Consider the following 23,750-nt stretch of genomic DNA (forward strand, 5'->3'; position numbering starts at 1 on the left):
AAACCCTGGCTATAGCAAGAAAATATTCATCCTGACGCACCCCTACACCCCTAGTCCTCTGTGTAATCAGCACCGGAACCAAATTTCCAAGCATCTACTAAGCGATGCCAATAGTATTGTTGTGTGGGTGGTAAATTTTTCATCCACGCCTCCAAGATGTGGCTCAGTGCAAACAAGGCTGTATAAGTTCCTAAGTTGGTATAATGCACCAGCCAATCTAGGAGATTTGCTAAACCCACTTGGGGGATTATTTTAGCTACTAATGCTGGATGAGATAACCCAGTTTTTGCTAGTGTTTTTGTCAAGGCTGAAAACTGGACTATATCTTGCAAAAAGGGTTTTAATACTGGTGTCCCTAATTGTTGCATTTCTTGAAAAACTGTTGACAGTAGTTGATTAATTTGCTCTGGGGCAATGTTTTGATTGACACTAACACTCATGGCTTTTTGAAATAACCAAGTGACGCTGAGGTTTGGTTGGTATGGTTGCAGTAATGTTAATGCTTTGGCTGATAATTGTTCTGTATGTAGGGCTTCTTCTATCCCCATTGTTAAACGCTTGAGGTGGCGTACCATTGCGCCAAAGCCGCCAAAACTCAAGGGTGATTGATTTCCGCTACTGTCTCCAACTGGGAGAATGCGATTCCAGAGAGTTTTTAGTGGACTTTGGCGATCGCTAGGAAAAAACCCAAACAAGGCTCTTTGAAATTGTAACTGTCCTAATTCTACACCTTGATATTCTGGTAATAGGCGCAGATATTCGCCAAACAAGTCTTCTAAGCTCAAGCGTTGCGGATGAGCATCCATGTAGGTAAATAAATATGTCGTCCTCCCATCTCTAGCGGGGAAGGCTTCCCAAAAATATTGGCATTGATTTTGTAATGATGTAAATGATAATATCAAGTCACCTGCATGATTTTCGCTAAAACCTTGAGCGCAGCTTCCCACAACTAAGCAAAGTGCATCCGGTTTTTTCCCTTGACGTGCTTGTTTGGTGATGGGGGAAAGGTTTCCCATCGCATCTATTAACAATTTGGCTGTGAATTGGTGATTGACTTTTACTCCATCTGGATGAACAACTACTTCGCTAAAGGGTGTTTGTTCAAATAACTGTCCACCAACTGCTAAAAATCTTTGTTTTAAAGTAGCGAGTAAATAAACTGGATCTACACCAATATTTAAGACATCCTTGACCCAAACTTCTGCACCATCCTTAAATTTGACCCTGGCTGGATTGTATTCTGTGGCGATCGCTTTTTCCAACTCCTCCTCAGTCAGCAGATGCAATTCTACAAACACCGCTAACTCTTGACGAGAAATATTCCACTCCTGTTCTCTACCCCGTAAAATACCCCTCTCCAGCAACGCCACCCGCAACCCCCGTACCGCCAAGGCGCAACCGATGATAATTCCTAATGTACCACCACAAATAACTGCATCCCAATCCACACTACCCAAGCTGGCTTGACTTTCCTTAACTACCGCAGGTATGGGCGCGGTATTTTCTCGAATAGATTTAAGGATATCATCAGCACGGCGTAAATTTCCTAAAACATCCCCTGGTAATTGGGAAAGAATTTCTTCAGTTAGGGACATGATATTAATTCAAAATTCAAAATTCAAAAAGCCATACATAACATAACGTGAGTTCGATGAACCTCTCCCTCCCAACCTCCCTCTCCTCATAGGAGAGGGAAGAGAAACGAAAAAATCACCCTCTTACTCCCCTCTCCTTGTAGGAGAGGGGTTGGGGGAGAGGTCAAAACAACGCTGGTCGAACTCACGTTAACATATAGTCTGGATCTGTGTATTTGTTGCATTCTTTTTTTATATTAGTATTACTCAGTTAAATATAGATAGGACTTACGCAAGTGTCACAATTGGTGGTTGGTGCGTGACGCTACAAGTCTCATGACTACGTTCAAATATTTTAAGAGCGTCACACACCCTACAGAAAAAATATGCCAGTTGCGTAAGTCCTAATAGATATAGAAATCCTATTTGAATTTTGAAAAAGTCTCCGTACCTGTAGGGTGGGCATTGCCCACCATATCATAGTCTTGGTGGGCAATGCCCACCCTACCTACTTATGTACCTCACTCAGATAAAATGTGCTGTAGGACTTACGCAAGTGCCATAATCAAACTAACTGTAGGGTGCGTCAACCCCAAGAATTTCGTACACATTCAAGAATTTTCCACATCTGACGCACCCTACCTCTAAGTTAAATATAGATAAAGACGAATAAGTTGAATGGAAGGAACTAGTGATGGAACGTAAGAAAATTGTGGCAATTATTACAGGGGCTATTTCGATTCTTTTAGCGATCGCCTATCTCATAATTGTGCAAATATTAGACTACCGCGATATGCAGCCAGCACCCATCAGTCAAATATACCCAGTATCAACAATTGCTGCTTTTACCGACAAACCAAGTTTACTAAATTAACAGTTCTCTGTGTCTCCTTGTCTCTGTGGTTAAAAAATTATCACCACAGAGGCACAGAGAACACAGAGATAAATTAATCTGTGTCTTCATCAATTACTGCACTACGGTCAAGTATCAGTAAATTCCGCAATTGGTCTGTATCTAGTTCAGTTAACCAATCTTCACCCGCACCCACAACTTGTTCCGCTAATTGTTTTTTACTCTCAATCATGTCGTGAATTTTCTCTTCTAAAGTGCCATTGCAAACAAATTTATGCACTTGTACATTGCGTGTTTGACCAATCCGAAATACCCGGTCTGTAGCTTGATTTTCTACAGCAGGATTCCACCATCTATCAAAGTGAAATACATGATTTGCCCTAGTTAAATTTAACCCCACACCGCCAGCTTTTAGAGAAAGAATCATAATTGGCGGCCCTTGGGGGTCATGTTGGAAACGGTCAATCATTTCCTCACGTTGCTTTTTACTGGTACTACCATATAGGAAGAATATTTCACGCCCTAGTTGTTTTTCTAAATGAGGTTTGAGTAACTTACCCCATTCGGCAAATTGGGTGAAAATTAAAGCCCTTCCCCCACCAGCAGCGCTGTAAGTATCGCCTTCTGCTAATACTTCTTCCAACATTTCTTCTAAACGTTGTAGTTTACCTGAACTGTATTTTTCCAATGTCGCTGCTTTCAAATATTGCGCTGGATGATTACAAATTTGTTTGAGTTTAATCAACAAGGCTAAAATCATCCCGCGACGTTGTAATCCTTCTGCTGATTCAATTTCTACTAACGATGTTTCTACAGTTTGCTGATAAAGTGCAGCTTGTTCCGCAGTCAAACCACAAAATACAGTCATTTCTTGCTTATCTGGCAAGTCTTGAATAATTTCCCGGTCTGTTTTTAGACGACGCAGAATAAATGGTTGCACCAAAGCCCGCAATTGATTTAAAGATGCTGCATCACCATACTTTTCAATTGGCATAGCAAAGCGTCTTTGAAAGAATTGTTTATTACCTAAATAACCTGGATTGAGAAAATCTAAAATTGACCAAAGTTCCTGTAGTCTATTTTCTACTGGTGTACCCGTCAAAGCAATGCGAAATGTGGTTTCTATTTGTCTAACTGCTTGTGATTGCTTGGCTTCGGCATTCTTCACATTTTGGGCTTCATCTAAGACAATTATCTGCCAAGAAACACCCTGTAATGATTTGATATCTCGATGAATTAAGGCGTAACTTGTAATAACTAAATCGTGTTTTTTGACTGCTTCTTGAAAAGCTTTACCCTTGGGACGTTTATCACCATGATATTGGAGAACTTTCAGTGTAGGGGCAAATTTTTTCACTTCTCGTTCCCAGTTACCTAAAACAGAAGTAGGACAAACTAGTAAAGTGGGTTTTTCTAGTACATCCTGTTCTTTCAGGTGCAGTAAGAAAGCGATAAATTGAATTGTGTTATGGCAAATGATACTATTAGCAACAAAGTTGTGATGTTCGCTCACTTCAAAGTCATAAACCCAACCTTGATAATCAATTTCTTCGATTTTGGCAATCTTGCAGTAAAAAACTTCTTTTTCAAGTAAATGTTCTAACGATTTTTTGGTAAGGGTTAACTGTTCTACATCTAGTGGCAAAGCTATCGTCAAACCTAACCCCCCAGCCCCCTTCCCTTGTAGGGAAGGGGGAGAAATCAAAGCCTCTTGCATACAAGGAGATAGGTTTTGCAAATATTGGGAAAAGGCACTATCACTAGCCGGAATGCCTTCAACATTAGTGTTATTGAATTGCTGACAAATTTTTATTAACTTTTCCTGCTTTTGTGCATTACCAAAACCAATTTCTTGTAAGAATCTCCTAGCAGAATTACCGCCAATAACACCGATATAATAAGTACGGAAAATTTGCTTACCATTGGTTGCTGATTTTTGCTTGGGTGAAATCCTCAACCAAATGCCGAAACGTCGCAGCAGTGTAGATAATTGCTCAATTAGTAAGGGTGAGGCTGTAGAAATCTCTATACTCCGCATACTAAAAATTACGGCAGATTCAGCATCAAAATAGTTACGTAAAAAGCAGCGTATACTATCCACATCTGCCTGCATAATCAAGGAAGGAACAGATTTTTCTGCGGAAAGTTTGCCCCAAATGTAACCTTTAGCTTCCAAAAATTGCCGATAAGTTTGGCTATTAATTTGGAGATAGGGAACTCTGTTTGATGGGCTATAAATTTGCGGGTTGTTAATCTTGAGACTGTAGCGATCGCCTATACGTTGAAATGTCTCCCTAAGTTCTGCTAATAATTTAGTATCCTTTTGGGTAATTGTGACAGTTCCTCTATCAAGTAGTTCATACCCTTCGGCAATTTGCCAAGCCAAAAATTTAATTAAATCAAGGTCTTCCTGTTGACCATGCCAAAGCATTTTCGCAGGTACACAAACGTAATCACCCACCTGTAAATTATTTGTCCAACCCTGATTTGTTAGTAGTTTGTGGCGATGGGTAATAGTTATACTGCTGCCATCTTGGAGAGTAATTCTTTTTAATGTTTCACTTACCTGCTGCCGATATAATCTTTTAATAGGAGCCTGGATAATTTTACCAGTCTCTTCATGTATAGAATTAACTAACAATTCCGCAGTCGGTTCTGTCCAAAATCCTTCACCATCAAATATGGCTGTACCTGCGTGATTTTTCCAAATAGTCTCGGCTGTCTGTAACAGTCCATTAACATTCACCAATGTATCAGGTGCTACACATTTACCCAATCCCATATCGTCGGCGAGACAAGCACCTAAACCCCAACGTTCCAGAAAAGCCAACCAAGCTGCACCCCTTTCTTGATATGGGCGTAACTGTCCTTGAAAGTCTTTCGGCTTGGGTAATGGTGCGACTGCTTGATTATTTGTTAGCGCCCCAATTAATTCTTGTAATGCGCCGGAGGCTTCAAAACTAACGACTGGTAATTTCTCAATTACTTGAGTATCTCCGGTACTCAGACGTAAGGCATCTTCTAAAGATAAAGCCATTTGGTCTTTACGGGCAGTAAAAAAGGCTTCGGCTGTCTTGATATCTTGGGGACGCAACTCTACCCACTCCCCGTTAATTTCTACCAATGGGCTTTTTAAAGCTACCAATCGATCAAATTCTGCCTTAGAAATAGTTTGCCCGCCTATGGCTAATTGCCATTGAAAATTTAGCAAACTTTGTAATCCCAAACGCCCTTGTTTTTTGTTTGGCGTTTCGGCGGAGATTTTCAAACCCAAACGATTTGCCCAGCCTTCACGGTTCGCCAAACTGGGTGGTAAAATCACACCTAAACCGCTATCTTCAAATCGCCAAGCAACTGACTTGATAAATTCATAGGACTGCATGGGGTTGAGGTGGCAAAATTGCGGCGATTCTGTATCTAAAGTCGGTGCGATCGCCGGATATAATCGAGAAGCTAACCCCAAACCCCGCAAAAATGTTTCCTGGGGTTGTTCAATTGAGCGCTCTTGGTAAACTAATTGTTCAACAGGATGCTGCCAAATAGTCGCCGCATCCACCAAAAATTCTGGATCATCGGCTGCTTGCAAGAAATAAGCCAGCGTCCATTGGTTTTTTTCTGGTTCTGGTGCTTTTAACTCAAAACAAGTACGAAATTGATTTTTGCTAGCCAATTGATATTGTAGCGGCATCGTCCAAGCCTTCAGCGCCGCCTCTAACCGTTCCCAACCCACCGCATCCGCATTCACCGAATTAGACGCACCAGTTAAAGCTTGCAGCCACTGACGCACCGCAGGCGGTAAAGCAGCCAGCAACCGAGTTTCCACCACAGGCTGATTTCCCACCATCTCCCGCAGTTGAGTATCTATCACATCATTGAGAAACCCCAATATTAACTCCTGCGTCTGCACAGGAAAATCTATACATAAAGCAGATTTCCCACTTCCCACCACTTCTTCAATTTTGAATTTTGTAGCTTTAGCTTCCCGTAGGGTATTTTGAATTTTGAATTGATTTTGATAAGTCCGACAAACCAAAGGCATTTTCGCCGCAAACTTTTCTAAGCGGGTTCCATCTACAGCACTATCCAAAAGCACTTGCCATCTGCTATTAACAGAATTATTAGGCTGTCGCTGAATATTGGGAATAAATTTAGACCGAGAAATTAAATCTAAACTCCAACGGGCAATTTGTGACCAAAAACGTAAGTCGCCACCTAAAAAAGCATTTTCTCCGGTAGTAATATTTAAAGGTAAAGAAGTGAGAAATTTAATCGCTGCACCAGGGGAAAGACAAAAACCTTCCACAAGCCAAGGGTGTAAATAAGTTTTTGAATCATTCTCAGATGCTAAAGCAGCAGAATGTACAGGAGAAATGACAACTGTTTCTTTTTTACCAGGTTGAGAAATTATTGTTGGCAGAGCAATTATCTGCGAGGAAATTGGTAAATTTATTTTTGTCGCACTGGCTGCTTTAGATGTTCGCTTCTCTACTTGTTGCGGTAGTAAGTTAAAAATTGCCCCATGTTGAGACTGCAACCAATCACTTAACTCAGATGCCGACAGCGCCAAAGGATTCAGCAATACCTCCTCAAAATCAAACTCCACTTGTGGCGATCGCCAAGTCTCCCCCCAAACAAATAAACAACTATCTTGCTCTTTTGATATCCAACTACCGTGTAAAATTGCCATCTTTTAACTTCTCAAATTTTACTTAAATTAATAAATATTTATTTTTTGTATTTATCCATATATTATTTAATAATAACTAATATAAAAATATCATTGCTAATTTACCCTCATTTACTGGCACAAAAAAATCTCGGCGTTTATCCTCTGCATTCCTACCGGAACGCTACACGAACGGCGGTTAATGCTGATAATTTTTTACTAATATAATAATCGCTATAAATCAAAGAACATAAATAATGAATCTTCCTCTATATAAAGCGCTAAAAAACGGTACAACTGTAGAATTAGATTATATAAAACCTCAAGAATATGAAGAAGTTAGGACACTGCTCAACTTTGTCATTGATGAAGGGAAAACTTATCCCCAAAAGCAACCACTATCACAGCCAGAATTTGCAGCTTACTGGTTGGGTAAAGATGCCTTTGTCGTCAGGGTATCTGGTGAGGATGGCACATACAAGCCACAAACAATATTAGGGTCATTTTATATCAAGCCGAACTTTCCAGGGCGGTGCAGTCATATCTGCAACGCTGGTTTTATTGTACAACCAGGACTGCGGGGACAGGGGATAGGTAGATTCATGGGAGAATCAATGCTGTTAATAGCAGCCCAGTTAGGCTACGAAGCAGTCATGTTTAATTTAGTATTTGAAACTAATATACCTTCAATCACTCTCTGGCAGTCCCTGGGTTTTGATATCATTGGCAACATTCCCAACGCAGCCAAGCTAGCCGATGGGCAGGTAGTAAAGGCGGTGATGATGTACAAGAGTTTAGGGAGTGGGGGGAGATGAGGGAGTGGGGGGAGCAGAGGAGCAGAGGAGCAGGGGAGCAGGGGAGCAGAGGAGCAACCCACCCCTAACCCCTCCCAGGAGGGGTTAGGAGCAGAGGAGCAGAGGAGCAAGGGAGCAAGGGAGAACAACTAACAACTGACAACTGATAACTGATAACTGATAACTGATAACAAGCCAGTTACAGGGCATAAATGTTAGGATTGCCACAGAGAGAGAATAGCGTGCATAGAAGGAAAAAAAGTTGAATGGCAGAATTTGAGAAGTCAATATCCTTCGATGGAAGGGATATTCGACTGAAGGTAGGCCTACTAGCACCCCAAGCGGGTGGGTCGGTTTTGATAGAATCGGGGGATACAGCTGTTCTAGTGACAGCTACGCGATCGCAAGCCAGAGAGGGCATTGACTTTCTTCCCCTGACAGTAGATTATGAAGAAAGATTGTATGCGGCGGGGAGAATCCCTGGTGGGATTATGCGCCGAGAAGGTCGTCCGCCAGAAAAAGCCATTCTCACCAGTCGTTTGATAGACCGTCCCCTACGTCCCTTGTTCCCTTCATGGTTGCGGGATGACTTGCAAATCGTCGCCTTTACTATGTCGATGGATGAGCAAGTACCACCGGACGTGTTAGCAGTAACAGGTGCGTCCATTGCCACTTTAATCGCTAAAATTCCCTTTAACGGGCCAATGGCAGCCGTGAGGGTAGGTTTAGTAGGCGATGATTTCATCATTAACCCCACCTACGCGGAAATCGAAGCTGGAGATTTGGATCTGGTGGTCGCAGGTTCACCCGACGGTGTAATCATGGTGGAAGCAGGGGCAAATCAATTACCAGAGCGAGATATTATTGAGGCGATTGATTTCGGTTATGAAGCTGTGCGCGACTTAATCAAAGCGCAGCAAGACCTAGTAGCCGAACTTGGTCTGGAAATTGTGCAGGAAGCACCACCAGAAGTAGACCAAACTCTGGAAAATTATATCCGCGATCGCGCCAGCGACGAAATTAAGAAAATTCTGGCTCAATTTGAACTTACCAAACCCGAACGCGATGCCGCGTTGGATGTTGTTAAAGAAAATATTGCCACAGCGATCGCCGAACTCCCAGAAGAAGACCCCATCAAGGTAGCTGCAACCGCAGACAGCAAAGCCCTGGGCAACACTTTTAAAGATATTACAAAATACTTCATGCGCCGCCAAATCGTTGAAGATAACGTGCGCGTTGATGGTCGTAAACTTGATGAAGTGCGTCCAGTCTCCTGTCAAGTGGGCGTATTACCCAAGCGCGTCCACGGTAGCGGCTTATTTAACCGGGGACTAACTCAGGTATTATCAGCTTGTACCTTGGGTACTCCCGGCGATGCCCAAAACCTCAACGATGACCTGCAAACAGACCAATCCAAACGCTACCTCCATCACTACAACTTCCCCCCCTTCTCCGTAGGCGAAACCAAGCCTTTACGCGCCCCTGGTAGAAGGGAAGTTGGTCACGGTGCATTAGCAGAGAGAGCCATCATCCCTATACTCCCACCCAAAGAGCAGTTCCCCTACGTGATTCGCGTAGTTTCGGAAGTGCTTTCCTCCAACGGTTCCACCTCAATGGGTTCCGTATGCGGTTCCACCTTGGCATTAATGGATGCTGGTGTGCCAATTATTAAACCCGTCAGTGGTGCAGCGATGGGTTTGATTAAAGAAGGTGATGAAGTCCGAGTCTTGACAGACATTCAAGGCATTGAAGACTTCTTAGGGGACATGGACTTCAAAGTTGCGGGGACGGATACAGGCATTACCGCCTTGCAAATGGACATGAAAATCTCTGGTTTATCCTTGGAAGTGATAGCCCAAGCCATCCACCAAGCCAAGTCTGCCAGACTGCATATTTTGGAGAAAATGCTCCAAACTATCGACACGCCACGCACCGAAACTTCACCCTACGCGCCTCGCCTGTTGACTATCAAGATTGATCCAGACATGATTGGTTTAGTCATTGGGCCTGGTGGGAAGACAATTAAAGGTATCACCGAAGAAACTGGAGCCAAAGTTGATATTGAAGATGATGGCACAGTTACCATTTCTGCGGTTGATGAAACCAAGGCGAAAAGAGCCAAGAATATTATTCAAGGCATGACCCGCAAGCTGAATGAAGGCGACGTTTACGCGGGACGTGTGACACGGATTATACCTATAGGCGCTTTTGTGGAATTTCTTCCAGGCAAGGAAGGGATGATCCACATTTCCCAACTAGCTGATTATCGTGTCGGTAAAGTTGAGGATGAAGTTGCAGTTGGTGATGAAGTAATTGTCAAAGTTCGCGAAATTGACAATAAAGGACGAATTAACCTCACACGTCTGGGTATCCATCCAGATCAAGCAGCTGCGGCAAGAGAAGCTGCGGCGGTGAATCGTTAAATCGATAGGGATTTTAGATAATATCTAAAATCCGCGATGCCTACTTTACGAGGCATCGCCGTAAAGTCTTTTACTAAATTGAATAAGTTTAATACTGAAAGTCAAAATAAATAGCGATCGCTATGCCACTTGTGTAAGTCCTGAAAGTTATTTAAGATTTTCCCTGTATAAATCGTTTCCTTAAGCATATAATCCTCTAAAGTAAGCTAATGTGCGTTCAAGTTGCATATTCTCTGGTTGATAATGTCATTTGTCCCTTGTCTTCTCTGACAAAGTTTTCAGCAGACGCTTCCTCCGCTCAGACTTTGCACCTTGCCAATACAAATGACGAATGACCAAGGACGACCTTCACAAGTGGTTAAGCAATTTAGGTGTGTTTTAGCTTATGACGAAAATCATCGATAAAGTCTACAGGCATGAAAAAGTTTTTTGATTTTTGTTTTGAAGTCGAGTTTTACATCAAAATCGCTATTAGTTGCACAATTGTTCAGCAAATATTGTATTGGCTATTACACAGTATCAAACTCAACTTTATCACTCAGGTGCTATTATATTGGCTGGTTGGTTCTGTCTCTTTTTATAGCGTTGGTCTTTTTATTGAAAAAATCCTTAAACAGAATGATACTTTAAGAGATAAATTGACTTCCAGAGTTAAGCAAGTAAAAAAACAACCATTTCCTCCCTTTACTGCAAAAGGTATAATTTTGGGAGAAATTAAGAGTTTCATAGCAGCATTTATTATTCTCTATTTAGCGCCAGAAGTGGTTAGAGGAAATGGCTTACTCTTAAACATTGGATGGTTTTTGATGAGAATAATTGCTGCTGATTTCTGTTTTTACATTTCCCATTGGTTATTTCACAGAAAATTCTTGCAGAAAATTCATCTTCAACATCATGAGTTTGCCGACTCCTCCAGCTTTGTAGCTGGACATAAAAGTTTGACTGAATATATTATTGTTACTGTTACAGACCTTTTACCTATATTTATCTTTGGGTATGATATTACCCAATTACTTGCCTGGACTATTATCGGCAATGCTTATAACCTAGAAGGACATAGTTCTTTATCAATCTTTTTTGTGCCATCAGATTTTCACGATCTTCACCATAGTTGTTTCAAAGGAAACTATGGGATTCAAGGATTTTGGGATAGAGTATTTAAAACGCTGAATCCTCCTACAAAAACAACTGGATTGATGTTTCCTGTCGCTTCTTTAGAAAAGATGACAATGAAATCTTCTAGTCATTGAGCCTATTACTTAACCTCAGCACACATTGTTGCTGAGAAAGACAAGTGAACAAGGAACAGGTAGATAAACTATCAAAAAACTTTAATTACGTCTGTTTTCTCTGTACCATATTTTTTACAATACTCCTGCAATATTTCAACTTCGTACTGACTAAAACCAACCGAGATCCGCTTAATAGTCCATTTATCTGTTGCCATAAGTTGCACCTGAATGATATGTAACCAAAATTTAAAATGTAGTAAATTTTACGTCTAAGGTAAGATATGAATGATAAATTTAACAAGCTATTATATTTATTTAATAGTATTTTTATCTACTATATTAAAGATTTGTGATTAATCAACCATCTGAAAACTTGATAAATTTACAATCAGAGGCAAATATAGACCAGGGTTATAAATTTAACTGGTTTGATTGGTTTTGTTTGTGGTATCCTCCAGGCTGGTTAATTTTATTGAACCGTCACTGGCAACATTATCATCAAGACCCAGATGGTTGGCATTGGTTAGAATATCTCTTATTTTTAATTCCTGGTGGTTTTTATTTAGCATTTATAAGTAGATGGTTGCGTCTGGGTTGCCGTTCTCCAAGGACAGAGGTTGAGGAATTTAACCCCAATTATCAACAAGCTTTTCGTCAAGAAATTCTCGCCCCAATTGTGCAACATTATTTCCGGGGAGAGTTGCAACAAGTGGAGAATTTGCCATCTACTGGGCCGATAATTGTAGCGATGAATCATGCAGGGATGTCTTTCCCTTGGGATTTTATTAGCTTGGGATATTTATTAGGTGAAACAAGGGGATGGGTAGCGCATCCCATAGCAGAGGGGTCATTATTTGAGCATCCTTGGATGGTTTGGTGGCTACCGCCTAAATGGTCGCAGGTTTTGGGTGCAGTGCGGGCGGAGTTGAGCGATTTTGAGGCAGCAGTCGCACAGGGTAAAATCTTGTTATATGCACCGGAAGGGGTACGGGGGCCGCGTAAAGGTTGGGGTAAACGCTACCAACTGCAAAAGTTTGATGTGAGTTTTTTACAGTTGAGCGATCGCTATCATATCCCCATTCTCCCAGTTGTCTGTATCGGCAGTGAAAATTTACATCCTTGGACTATTAACCTCAAAAGATTACAACAACTAACTAAATTACCGTTTTGTCCGATATCGCCTTTGATGTTTGCTTTAATTCTCTTCCCTTCAATGGGTGTTTGGGCGATGAGAACAAGCTTACGTTATTTTATCCAGCCTGTGGAAAAAGATTTTGGTATTGTGGCTCAAGAACGTAAGGTGCTTTATCAACGAGCTAAACAATTTCAAGAACGATTGCAATTTCGCCTTAGTGAGTTGTTAAATAAAAACTTGCGTGTTGTGGAGTAAATTTTGAATTTCTCACGCAAAGGCGCAAAGAGAAAAAGTATTTGTAGGGTGGGGAGTGCTGCACCGAAACCATGATATTGTAGCCATCATCAACTTTTAATTGCTCAATATACCAACCAAAATCTTTACTAATTCTGATAATTCTTCGGGTACTCGATATAACTTTAGATTCTGTTTTGGGTAATTGCAAGCGATCGCGCTCATAACTACAACCCAGTTCAACAAGTATATCTTCTGGAGAAAATGGCAATTCAAAATATTTACTGAAAGTATAGCTCTGTCCTGGTTGAATAATTCTTGGGCGATTCATAATTTTTAATTTTGATTTACTCAAAATATTAACTGTAGGGTGCGTCAGCCCCAATAATTTCCTACAGATTCAAGGATTTTCCCCATCTGACGCACCCTACCCCCTGACTTTTCACGGGATCTGGAAGACCTCTCTCCAAACCTCTCTCCTACAAGGAGAGAGGCTTTGATTTCTCCCCCTTCCCTACTAGGGAAGGGGGCTGGGGGGTTAGGTCTGTCGTTAGCTTTTCCACATGACTTGAAAAGTCAGACCCTACCCCAAGTGTTAGTTGCGTAAGTCCTTACTCCGTTGAAGATATCCCGAAGCGGTAGCCTTTACCGTAAACTGTATGAATTAAAGGTTGTTCTTTGCCTACTTCGATTTTCCGGCGGAGCAATCTGATTAACGCGGCGATCACGTTACTATTTGGTGGTTCGCTATCTTGCCAAAGATTTTGCAGAATTTGGGCGTGGGTTAAAAGTTGTCCGGTGTGTTCCATGAAGTATTGCAGCAGTTGGCTTTCTTTTTGCGAGAGTTCAATGACTCGCCCTTGACGGTAGGCGACTTGATTTTCACAGTCAAGTTCTAAGTCGGCTACTGTTAATCTTCCTGGTGTTGCTTCATAGGTTTGAGAACCGGAACGCCGCAATAAAGCCCGGACTCTAGCTAGCAGTTCTCGCAGTTCAAAGGGCTTGACTAAATAATCGTCTGCACCTGCATCTAAACCTTGTACGCGGTCATCTAAGGTATCCTTGGCAGTGAGGAATAAAACTGGCGTAACTTTGCCTTCTTGGCGCAATTCTTGACAAATATCTAAGCCTGTTTTTCCTGGTAACATCCAGTCTAAAATCAGTAGGTCGTAATTACCTACCCTGGCCATTTCGCTACCTTTTGCCCCTTCATAAGCAGCATCTACGGTGTACCCTTCACGAGTTAAGGCGCGGCTTAGGGGATCTGCTAGTTCTACTTCGTCATCAACTAATAAAATTCTCATGTGCTTGGGGGAAGCAATAGAGATATCCTCAATATTGACACTAGAATGTGTCTCTAGCTAAGGATACCAAGAAAACGAATGTTAACTGTTGCGTTGCCGAAAGGGGAACTACTCAAACATAGCATCCGCCTACTACAATCTGTAGGTTTGGATTTTAGTGCTTTTTTAGACTCAGGAAATCGTCAGTTGCAAATCACTGATGCTAGTGGAACGGCAAAAGGATTATTAGTGAGAGGGCAAGATGTGCCTGTCTATGTGGAGTACGGACAAGCACAAATCGGTATTATCGGTTACGATACCCTGCGGGAAAAACAGCCACAGGTGGCGCATTTAGTCGATTTACAGTTTGGCTATTGTCGGATGTCGGTGGCTGTTAAAGCATCAAGTCCTTACAAGTCACCGCAAGATTTACCACCGCACAGCCGGGTGGCTTCTAAATATGTGAATTGCGCTCGTGAATATTTCCAAAGTTTGGATTTACCTGTGGAAATAGTCCCACTTTATGGTTCTGTGGAACTTGGGCCAATTACGGGTATGTCTGAAGCTATTGTGGATCTCGTTTCTACAGGCCGGACTCTCAAAGAGAATGGTTTGATTGAAATTACTACTTTGTATGAAAGTACAGCTAGGTTAATTGCTCATCCCCTCAGCTATCGCTTGAATACGGGTAACTTACATCAATTGGTTGAGGAAGTGCGATTGGCTTACGCCGCGCCGTAGGCGATCGCAAATTGTCGCCGCAGTTTAGAAAGATCATAGGGGATAGTGACAGTAGGGCGCTGCACTGCCCACCAAAATAATTAACAACATCCCTCCTCCAGAACACTACACAAACATCTCCCTGGAGGTGGGTATTTTTAATAATTTTTTTTAATTTAATTATATAAATAATTTTGTCTAGACTATAAGTTAGTTATACTTTCTCTTTTGATAAGCAGCTTTTAATCTATTTTTGTATCAAATTTTAGCAAAAATTTATATAATTTTTTTCATGAAATATCCTTTGCATGATGAACAGGCGAGACTAGCAGCTTTACGCCAATATCAAATTTTGGATACTGAACCGGAAGAGATTTATAACAATTTGGCTCAATTAGCGGCGTTTATTTGTGGTACACCCATAGCTTTGGTTAATTTTATTGATGAAAATCGTCAATGGTTTAAAGCGAAACTCGGTATAGATGTGCCAGAAATGCCCCGGAATGTGGGTTTATCTTATCTTTGTCAGGAGAAACAAGGTGTTGTAGTAGTTCCTGACACCTTGGCTGACGATCGCTTCATTCATAACCCAGTCGTTACATCATATCCTCATGTAAGATTTTATGCAGGTGTACCACTGTTAACACCAGAAGGGCATTTTTTAGGAACACTTTGTGTAATTGACAGACAGCCAAAAGAACTAACTCCAGAACAAATTCACGCACTTGAAGCTTTAAGCCGCCTAGTAATTAGTCAGTTGGAACTGAGGCGCAATATAGCTGATGTGGCTCGGATTAGCGAAAAGTTAATGAATCACGAGCAAGCAGTACGTATACAATCGGAAGCAGCAAGAGATCAGATTGCCAATATCTTAGAAAGTATTACTGATGCGTTTTTTGCCATCGATAAAGATTGGATATTTACTTACGTCAATGGTCAAGCGGCTAGGTTACTACAGAAAAGCCAACATGAGCTATTAGGGAAAAGTATTTGGGAAGTATTTTTAGATACAGAAGCTTCTTTATTTTATCGTGAGACGCGCCGAGCGATCGCCCAAAAAATCAGCGTGGAATTTGAGGAATTTTATCCACCGCTTAACAAATGGTTTGCAGTGCATATCTACCCAAGTAAAGACGGCTTATCTGTTTACTTCCAAGATATAACTGAACGTAGACGCACAGCCGCCGCACTGCGCGAGAGTGAGGAACGTTGGCTGTTGGCGTTAAATGGTAACAATGATGGTATCTGGGATTGGAATGTGAAGACAAACGAAGTCTTCTTTTCCAGTCGCTGGATACAAATGTTGGGGTATGAAGACCAGGAAATTACTAACCATTTTGATGAATGGTCAAAGCGGGTGCATCCTGATGATATTGATTGGGTAATGCAAGCAGTTGAAGACCATTTGACCAAGAAAACACCATATTACGTGACCGAGCATCGTGTATTGTGTAAAGACGGTAGTTATAAATGGATTTTGGATCGAGGTCAGGCGCTTTGGGATGAAGCAGGTAATGTAGTGCGAATGGTAGGGTCTCATACCGATATCACAGAACGCAAGCGGACAGAAGAAGAATTAAGAAGACAGAATTTGCGATCGCAATTATTTGCCGAAATCACCTTGAAAATTCGAGAGACCTTAGATATTGACGAAATTCTGCAAACATCAGTTAAGGAAGTGCAGCAACTGTTACAAGCTGACCGAGTACTGATTTTCCGGTTGTGGGCTGATGGTTCGGGAACCGTAGTACAAGAAGCTGTCCTTCCAGGCTGGCCGGTGGTATTGGGGCAGAATATTCTTGACCCTTGTTTTGCCGAAGATTACGTCGAGAAATATCGTCAAGGCAGAGTTAGCGCCATATTAGATATTACTAAAGCAGATATTCAAAACTGTCATCGAGAATTTTTGCAACAATTTGGTGTGAAAGCTAACCTCGTAGTTCCCATTCTTAACCGTGATGGAATTTGGGGCTTACTCATAGCCCATCAATGTTCTGCTCCCCGTCATTGGAATAATTTTGAATTGGAATTATTGCAACAGCTAGCCAACCAAATTGGTATCGCCTTAGCCCAAGGGCAATTATTAGAACTACAAACCAAGCAAAGCCAGGAACTAGCTCGTTCTAACACCGAACTAGAAAACTTTGCCTACGTAGCCTCCCATGATTTACAAGAACCCTTGCGGATGGTGACTAGTTATTTACAATTATTGGAAAGGAGGTATAAAAATCAACTAGATAGCAACGCTGAACAGTTCATTAACTATGCCGTTGATGGTGCAAGGCGGATGCAGACCTTAATCAACGACTTATTAAATTACTCACGAGTTACCACCCGTGGACAACCATTTGTTTCAGTTGACTGTGGTGTAATTTTACAACGAGCGATCGCTAATCTCAAAATCGCCATTGAAGAATCTGGGGCAGTCATCACCCACGACCCCTTACCTACAGTCATAGCAGACCCCACCCAACTCACCCAAGTATTGCAAAACCTCATCGCCAACGCCATCAAATTCCGCCAAGATGCAGCACCCAAAATCCATATTGGACTTGAGGGAACAGGGGGGGAACAGGGGACAGGGGACAGGGGACAGGGAACAGGGGATAGGGGACAGGGGACAGGGGACAGGGGACAGGGAACAGGGAACAGGGAACAGGGAACAGGGAACAGGGAACAGGGAACAGGGAACAGGGAACAGGAGGAAAACCAATATTCTCCCCCCATTCCCTCATCTCCCCCATCTCCCCCCACTCCCTCATCTCCCCCATCTCCCCCCACTCCCCCATCTCCCCCCAGTCCCCAGTCCCCAGTCCCCAGTCCCCAGTCCCCAACCCCCAACCCCCAAAAAACATGGTTATTCTCAGTCCGCGACAATGGCATTGGTATAGAACCCCAGTATGCCGAGCGTATTTTTGTAATTTTTCAACGCCTGCATGGTAGAAGTAAATACCCAGGTACAGGCATTGGTCTAGCAATTTGTAAGAAAATAATAGAACGCCACGGTGGTCGTATCTGGGTGGAGTCGGAACCGGGCCAAGGCTCGACTTTCTACTTCACAATTCCAGAACAAGTAGGAAAACAATCGTGAATATTACAACAGCTATTATGCCAATTGAGGTTTTGTTAGTAGAGGATAACCCCGGAGATGCTGAACTTACGCGCATTGCTTTGGAAGATAGCAAAATCTCAGTTAACTTGAATATAGTCGAAGATGGGGTAGAGGCAATGGCGTTTCTGCGAAAGCAGGATAAATATAGCAATGTACCTCACCCAGATATAGTGCTGCTTGATTTAAACCTGCCAAGGAAAGATGGGCGGGAAGTATTGGCGGAAATTAAAACTGATAACCATCTCAAACGCATTCCTGTAGTCGTTTTGACTACTTCTCAGGCAGAGGAAGATATTATCAAAGCTTATAACTTATCGGCTAATTGTTATATAACTAAACCAGTTGACTTTGACCAATTCGTTAGAATTGTACAATCTATAGAAAACTTTTGGTTTGCGATCGTCAAGCTGCCACCGGAGTGAACGCAATGGCAGATGAAATTATTAAGGTCATATTAGTAGAAGATAATCCTGGGGACGCTTTTTTAATTCAAGAGTTAATTAAAGAGGTTAATACAGCCAAGGTAGAGTTAGAAACAGTTGAAAAACTATCACAAGCAATCAAAATTTTAGCCGATGATACCTCTGGTGGACTTAGTTCACCTTTTGATGTCATGCTATTAGATTTATCGCTACCTGATAGTCAAGGTCTAGATACCTTTGTCAGAGCTAACCGTGAGACAAAAGCTATTCCCATCATCGTCTTAACAGGCATGGATGATGAAAACTTAGCACTCAGAGCGATGCAGGAGGGAGCGCAGGATTATTTAGTCAAAGGACAAGTCACTGGCGACTTATTAGTACGTTCCATGCGTTATGCCATAGAACGTCAACGAATAGAGGAAGCACTGCGCCATAGTGAAGAGCGATTTCGCGTAGCCTTGAAAAACTCCCCTATTTTTGTGTTTAATCAAGACACAGACTTGCGTTATACCTGGATTTATAACCCTATTACCGGGTGGACAATTGAAGAAATGTTAGGCAAACAAGACTCTGAGATTATGTCAGAGCAAGATGTACAATGCCTCACAGCCATCAAATATCATGTCCTCACCACAGGCACAGGTACTCGTCAGGAAGTATCTATTAACACGCCTTTAGGAATAAAATATTACGATTTAACTGTCGAGCCATTGCGGAATGAGTCGCAAGAAATTGTGGGTATAACTTGTGCCTGTATTGATATTAGTGAACGTAAATTAGCCGAAGCCAAAATTCGCGAACAAGCAGCCTTACTCGACATCACTACAGATGCAATATGCGTGCGTGATTTGGAAAATAAAATTCTGTTTTGGAATAAAGGTGCAGAAAATCTCTACGGTTGGCAAGCTGATGAGGCTACAGGAGAAAATGCTACTGAGCTTTTATTTCGTGAACCCTCTCAAGAAGTGGAAGCAGCTTTATTAAATGTAATTTCTCAAGGTAATTGGCAAGGAGAATTAAATAAAGTTACCAAAGCTGGGAAGGACATAATAGTAGCTAGTCGCTGGAGTTTAGTCTGTGATGAACAGGGAAGACCAAAATCTATTCTCTCTGTCGATACAGATATTACGCAGAAAAAACATTTAGAAGCTCAATTATTTCGTACTCAACGTTTAGAAAGTATTGGCACTCTTGCTAGTGGTATCGCTCATGACCTCAACAATATCTTGACACCAATTTTAGCAGGAGCGCAATTATTACCACTTAAATTTCCTGACGCAGATGAACGCACTCAACACTTATTAGAAATTTTAGAAATTAATGCTAAACGTGGTGCTGATTTAGTTAAACAAGTGCTGTCCTTCGCTAGAGGTGTAGAAGGGAAGCGTATCACTTTACAAGTGAAGCATTTAATTGTGGAAGTTGCCAAAATTTTAAAAGAAACATTTCCCAAATCTATCGAAGTTTACACAGATATACCCGGTAACTTATGGATGGTTTCGGGAGATAGTACTCAACTCCATCAAGTGCTGATGAATCTCTGTGTAAATGCCCGCGATGCCATGCCTAACGGTGGTAAGCTGACAATCTCTGCTGAGAATCTTTTAATTGATGAGAATTACGCCCGCATGAACTTGGAAGCCAAACAAGGCTCTTATATTATGGTGTCAGTTGCCGATACAGGCGTTGGTATTTCTGAAGAAAACTTAGATAGAATTTTCGAGCCATTCTTTACCACCAAAGCCATAGGACAAGGTACAGGCTTAGGACTTTCCACCGTTTTGGGTATTGTCAAAAGCCACGGCGGTTTTATTAGCGTTCATAGTGAACCAGAGCGTGGTACTACTTTTAAAGTTTACTTGCCAGCTGTGGCAGGTTCAGAAATGCCGATTTGTGATAATTTTATACCGCCTCCAGGTCATGGAGAGTTAATTTTGATTGTTGATGATGAACCTTCAATACAGGATATTACAAAAACATCCTTAGAAACTCATCAATATAAAGCCTTAGTTGCTAGTGATGGGGTTGAGGCGATCGCACTCTACGCCAAAAATGCCGATAAAATTAGTGCTGTACTCATGAATATCATGTTACCCGTGCTAGATGGGTTGACGACTATCCGCACCTTAAAGAAAATTAACCCCCAAGTCAAAATTATTGCTACCAGTGGACTGATTTCTAAAAATAAGTTAAATGAAATAGTTAATACTGGCGCTAACTCATTCCTAGCCAAACCCTACACTGTCAATGAATTATTGTTGGCACTGCATGAAGTGATGATATGAAATATCAACTTAAATTTCTATGCCCAAAATACATAAATAATCTTGGATGAGTTGTTTACCCAAATGCAAGGGATATGGAGAAATAATATTACCCATAGACCATGCTGGAGAAATGCGTAGATAATGCGGTACTCGGCAAAGGGCCTTGATACTTTCTGCTGTTTTTTGGAAATCTGGATGAATGAAGAAGGGAACCATTTCTAATATTTGTTGATGCTTGAAAGCAATATTTGCACCGTGTTCTTCATTTTGAGAATCAAGCATATAGAGTTCCCTTGTTGTTGGGGTATCTTGACCTTTTTGAGTAGTTGGTAATTTGCCAATTGAGAAGTAATGAAGTAACTCAGGTACAGATGTATCGTAATAGCCACTTAAATTTATTAGATCCCTTGCTGGAGACTTTTCATCCCAAGTTTTTCTATTAGTGATATATTGGGATGTTTCATCGCCAGAGCGTAAGCGGATGATTCCCAGTAAGTTTTTGAGTACCTCATGGTCACGAGTATACACACAAGCATGACCCGGAATGTGTTGGAAATCTAATACATCACGCTTGGCAAAAAGAAATTCATTTTTTAATTGAAACCAAGCTTGACCCTCATTATCCTCACCACGCTCGTTACGCCATCCCTCCGCCTCAATTAAAACCAGTGTGGGGGCGCTAATTTGTGTGAGTACATCAGCCGCAAATTTAGCTAGTTCTATCCCCTTTAATTGAACTGTTTTTAAGAGATGGCGATCGCGTCTTACCTGTGAGAAAATTAGCCCAAGTTCAATTCCTGCTCTTGGATAAGGAATCCAATCCTTTGCATGAGGAAATAATACATCAACCTCACCAGTTGCCCGTAGACGAACTGCAAGAATATAGTGAATATTATTACTAGCTTGATTGACTTGACGACGGCACAAGGCAATTACATCTAGGTTTTGTGCAATTTCCTTCCCTATCCCCGCTCGTTCATAAACTTCTGAAGGTAAACCATATAGTGTGCCAGTCTGACGTAATGTCAAATCCAATACGGCGTTTAAGATTCGCCCTTCAGTTTTCTTATTATAAGAGGGTGTAACATTTTTCTCATTATCTTCTTGCTTATTAGCTTTTGGTGAAACAGTTTGCACCATTTGGGAACTAATTTTTTCTAACACACAAGCTTCCCGAACTGCTCCATAAATATTTTGCTGTGGATATACTCCTTTCTTTTTCGTTTGTCCAATTTCCACAATTGCAAAGCAATAATGTTGTATGGAAACATCAATAAAAGGCTTAAGCTTTACTTGCAGGAACTTACGCCATTCCTCGCGTTTACTCTGATACTGTTTACTAATTTGTTTATCAAACTCTTGACCATCTTTAGGAGCTAATCCATTTGTATCTAGTGGCTTTAAAAGATTGGCATCATCAACCCAAATAGGTACTACTTTGATATACGCGGGAAAATTTTCTTCTTCATTTAGTAAAAAAACATCGCGTAATTTTTGATAGACAACATCATGGGTATCTCGTTCGCGCCATAATAGAAAGATATACATGATTTTTCCTGCTAATGCTCTTCGCATAGCATCAGCAATGATTATTTGTCTTTTCTGATGATGTTTATCTACACGTTCCTTAATTTCTGCTTCACTCAGCTTTGCTTTTTCCGGTTTTGTAATGATTTTAGGCTGGGAGATAAATTCGTAATTACGCATTGCTAAGGGTGTATTTTGTCCAGATGGAGTAGGAATATCAGTTTGGATCGGCTCATCTGGAATAAGTATATTATCTAATAACAGCAATACTTGATTTACTATATCTCCACGCTCCTGCAAACTAAATCCAGGTTTAATGCTGTGTCCTCTTTTAGAGTTTTCATGTTCATACTTATATCCTTCAGCATGAACTATATAATATTCATCTTTTAGCCAGTCAGGGATATTTTGTAAATTGGTATATTTACTAGGATTCAGTAGAATATCATTGCTAGATTGAAGCGATCGCGCCTTAAAAGCAGATAGTAAATTTGGTAATTGAAATTTCCACTGCTTACTGTCTTCTCTGCCATTATTTTCAATAGTGAGCCTGATTAAAGTAGAATCTATATCATACCCAGATAAGCGTTCTTCATTCATGCCCATCAACACAGAAATATCACGTCCATAATTAGTTTCTATTAATGGTTCATGAGCATATCTCTGGCAACTTAAATGTAAAAATATCCAAGGTTTGAGTTTACCAGATTCATTAAACCTTCCTGATTGAGTTTGTAAACGAAAATCTAAGCGATAAACAAAATATCCTGTCCTTTATTTGCCATTATCATCTAGGTAAAGAGCAAGAAATGGTTGACTAACTAGGAATAGTCCTGTTCTTCCTGAGCCATTGCCTTGTGCCTTTCGCCACTGAATTTCTTGCTCTCTTTGTCCAGAACGAATAACACAGGTTTTCCCATGCAAAATAGTTGCTAGTAAGCTGGGAATAGCTTGAAATCCAAGTCCTTTTTCGGCGTTAATATTTTGGATGAGGTTTTCTGGTAGGATAGGTTGCCAATACCAATTAGGGGGAATCATTTCTATTTTTTCCAGAAAGCGATGTCTACGACGGGCTACGCCTACGCAAACACTAGCCACCTGATCTGCTTTTCCCTTACCAGTAAATTGCTTTGTCCACTCCTGCGCCCAAATAATCACTAGCTCATGTATTTGCTCTGGCGTAGGAACTCGAAGCGGATTTTCATCTGTACCTACAGCTAAAGCGCGATAATCACCTTGACCAAAATACTCAAAACCATAAGTTAAAGTTGATACACAGGCAAGTAAACCATTGTTCAATTGTCGGTACGGGGCATAAACCTTTTTTTTGCGATTAGGGGATAAAACCTCCTCCATGCTGTTACTAAAGTCCGCAATAATTTCGGCAAATGGAAACTGAAGTACCGCAATTTGCAAATTGTTTAAAGCATCTTCTCGAAGCGTCATTCGCGCCAGTAAGAGGGAATCTGAATCAGATTTTTTAGGCATTGTCAACTCCTGCACACAAA

Annotated in this window: 15 protein-coding genes; 9 read left to right on the plus strand and 6 right to left on the minus strand. The window is 41.3% G+C overall.

What is annotated here, in order from left to right:
* Positions 1-50 precede the first annotated feature (50 nt).
* Positions 51-1,595, minus strand: a complete 1,545-nt coding sequence (locus H6G83_RS13185; protein WP_190472565.1) for an NAD(P)/FAD-dependent oxidoreductase — start codon at positions 1,593-1,595, stop codon at positions 51-53.
* A gap of 673 nt (positions 1,596-2,268) precedes the next feature.
* Between H6G83_RS13185 and H6G83_RS13190 the strand changes: the two genes are divergently transcribed.
* The gene (locus tag H6G83_RS13190) at positions 2,269-2,448 is read left to right on the plus strand and encodes a hypothetical protein (protein WP_190472568.1); all 180 of its coding nucleotides are present in this window, start codon (positions 2,269-2,271) and stop codon (positions 2,446-2,448) included.
* Between the two features lie 73 nt (positions 2,449-2,521).
* On the opposite strand, the gene H6G83_RS13195 is transcribed toward H6G83_RS13190, so the two are convergent.
* Positions 2,522-7,114, minus strand: coding sequence for an SNF2-related protein (locus tag H6G83_RS13195; protein ID WP_190472572.1), 4,593 nt, complete (start codon positions 7,112-7,114; stop codon positions 2,522-2,524).
* Between the two features lie 236 nt (positions 7,115-7,350).
* Between H6G83_RS13195 and H6G83_RS13200 the strand changes: the two genes are divergently transcribed.
* The 4 genes from H6G83_RS13200 (at position 7,351) to H6G83_RS13215 (ending at position 12,932) form a co-directional block, all read left to right on the plus strand.
* Complete coding sequence (locus H6G83_RS13200) at positions 7,351-7,908, plus strand: GNAT family N-acetyltransferase (protein WP_190472578.1); 558 nt, start codon at positions 7,351-7,353, stop codon at positions 7,906-7,908.
* Between the two features lie 245 nt (positions 7,909-8,153).
* Positions 8,154-10,310 carry a polyribonucleotide nucleotidyltransferase gene (locus tag H6G83_RS13205; RefSeq protein WP_190472581.1) on the plus strand — a complete coding sequence of 719 codons (2,157 nt, stop codon included), beginning with the start codon at positions 8,154-8,156 and terminating at the stop codon, positions 10,308-10,310.
* Between the two features lie 416 nt (positions 10,311-10,726).
* Positions 10,727-11,560: a sterol desaturase family protein gene (locus H6G83_RS13210; RefSeq protein WP_190472584.1), complete on the plus strand. Its 834-nt coding sequence runs from the start codon at positions 10,727-10,729 to the stop codon at positions 11,558-11,560.
* Positions 11,561-11,891: 331 nt separating this feature from the next.
* A complete protein-coding gene (locus H6G83_RS13215) occupies positions 11,892-12,932 on the plus strand; it encodes a lysophospholipid acyltransferase family protein (protein WP_190472588.1) in 1,041 nt (346 codons plus the stop codon).
* Here H6G83_RS13215 and H6G83_RS13220 read toward each other — a convergent pair.
* Together H6G83_RS13220 and rppA are read right to left on the minus strand one after the other, a co-directional pair.
* Entirely contained in the window at positions 12,892-13,242 is a 351-nt protein-coding gene (locus tag H6G83_RS13220; RefSeq protein ID WP_190472649.1) for a hypothetical protein, read from the minus strand. The genes H6G83_RS13215 and H6G83_RS13220 overlap by 41 nt on opposite strands.
* A 280-nt stretch (positions 13,243-13,522) precedes the next feature.
* The gene (gene rppA, locus H6G83_RS13225) at positions 13,523-14,215 is read right to left on the minus strand and encodes a two-component system response regulator RppA (RefSeq protein WP_190472589.1); all 693 of its coding nucleotides are present in this window, start codon (positions 14,213-14,215) and stop codon (positions 13,523-13,525) included.
* Positions 14,216-14,293: 78 nt separating this feature from the next.
* Between rppA and hisG the strand changes: the two genes are divergently transcribed.
* From hisG to H6G83_RS13245, 4 genes are all read left to right on the plus strand, one after another.
* The gene (gene hisG / locus H6G83_RS13230; protein ID WP_190472593.1) at positions 14,294-14,935 is read left to right on the plus strand and encodes an ATP phosphoribosyltransferase; all 642 of its coding nucleotides are present in this window, start codon (positions 14,294-14,296) and stop codon (positions 14,933-14,935) included.
* A gap of 271 nt (positions 14,936-15,206) precedes the next feature.
* Positions 15,207-18,005 carry a GAF domain-containing protein gene (locus H6G83_RS13235; protein WP_190472597.1) on the plus strand — a complete coding sequence of 933 codons (2,799 nt, stop codon included), beginning with the start codon at positions 15,207-15,209 and terminating at the stop codon, positions 18,003-18,005.
* Positions 18,006-18,022: 17 nt separating this feature from the next.
* On the plus strand, positions 18,023-18,448 hold the full coding sequence (locus H6G83_RS13240) for a response regulator (RefSeq protein WP_199328422.1): 426 nt from the start codon (positions 18,023-18,025) through the stop codon (positions 18,446-18,448).
* 5 nt (positions 18,449-18,453) lie between these two features.
* A complete protein-coding gene (locus H6G83_RS13245; protein WP_190472603.1) occupies positions 18,454-20,733 on the plus strand; it encodes a hybrid sensor histidine kinase/response regulator in 2,280 nt (759 codons plus the stop codon).
* Positions 20,734-20,742: 9 nt separating this feature from the next.
* Here the strand turns inward: H6G83_RS13245 and H6G83_RS35320 are convergent, their stop codons facing one another.
* Positions 20,743-22,842 (minus strand): RNaseH domain-containing protein, encoded by a 2,100-nt coding sequence (locus H6G83_RS35320; protein WP_242044580.1) that lies wholly within the window; start codon positions 22,840-22,842, stop codon positions 20,743-20,745.
* Positions 22,843-23,016: 174 nt separating this feature from the next.
* Positions 23,017-23,730 carry a hypothetical protein gene (locus H6G83_RS13255; protein WP_190472606.1) on the minus strand — a complete coding sequence of 238 codons (714 nt, stop codon included), beginning with the start codon at positions 23,728-23,730 and terminating at the stop codon, positions 23,017-23,019.
* Positions 23,731-23,750 lie beyond the last annotated feature (20 nt).

Origin of the sequence: Anabaena azotica FACHB-119 (genome assembly GCF_014697625.1) — a bacterium.
In the GTDB taxonomy this organism is placed as follows: domain Bacteria; phylum Cyanobacteriota; class Cyanobacteriia; order Cyanobacteriales; family Nostocaceae; genus Trichormus; species Trichormus azoticus_A.

Coding starts and splice junctions, on each gene's coding strand:
- hisG (WP_190472593.1), top strand. CDS start 14,294: ATGTTAACTGTTGCGTTGCCGAAAGGGGAACTACTCAAACATAGCATC.
- H6G83_RS13255 (WP_190472606.1), bottom strand. CDS start 23,730: ATGCCTAAAAAATCTGATTCAGATTCCCTCTTACTGGCGCGAATGACG.
- H6G83_RS13190 (WP_190472568.1), top strand. CDS start 2,269: ATGGAACGTAAGAAAATTGTGGCAATTATTACAGGGGCTATTTCGATT.
- H6G83_RS13240 (WP_199328422.1), top strand. CDS start 18,023: ATGCCAATTGAGGTTTTGTTAGTAGAGGATAACCCCGGAGATGCTGAA.
- H6G83_RS35320 (WP_242044580.1), bottom strand. CDS start 22,842: ATGAATGAAGAACGCTTATCTGGGTATGATATAGATTCTACTTTAATC.
- H6G83_RS13195 (WP_190472572.1), bottom strand. CDS start 7,114: ATGGCAATTTTACACGGTAGTTGGATATCAAAAGAGCAAGATAGTTGT.
- H6G83_RS13210 (WP_190472584.1), top strand. CDS start 10,727: ATGAAAAAGTTTTTTGATTTTTGTTTTGAAGTCGAGTTTTACATCAAA.
- H6G83_RS13235 (WP_190472597.1), top strand. CDS start 15,207: ATGAAATATCCTTTGCATGATGAACAGGCGAGACTAGCAGCTTTACGC.
- rppA (WP_190472589.1), bottom strand. CDS start 14,215: ATGAGAATTTTATTAGTTGATGACGAAGTAGAACTAGCAGATCCCCTA.
- H6G83_RS13185 (WP_190472565.1), bottom strand. CDS start 1,595: ATGTCCCTAACTGAAGAAATTCTTTCCCAATTACCAGGGGATGTTTTA.
- H6G83_RS13200 (WP_190472578.1), top strand. CDS start 7,351: ATGAATCTTCCTCTATATAAAGCGCTAAAAAACGGTACAACTGTAGAA.
- H6G83_RS13205 (WP_190472581.1), top strand. CDS start 8,154: ATGGCAGAATTTGAGAAGTCAATATCCTTCGATGGAAGGGATATTCGA.
- H6G83_RS13220 (WP_190472649.1), bottom strand. CDS start 13,242: ATGAATCGCCCAAGAATTATTCAACCAGGACAGAGCTATACTTTCAGT.
- H6G83_RS13245 (WP_190472603.1), top strand. CDS start 18,454: ATGGCAGATGAAATTATTAAGGTCATATTAGTAGAAGATAATCCTGGG.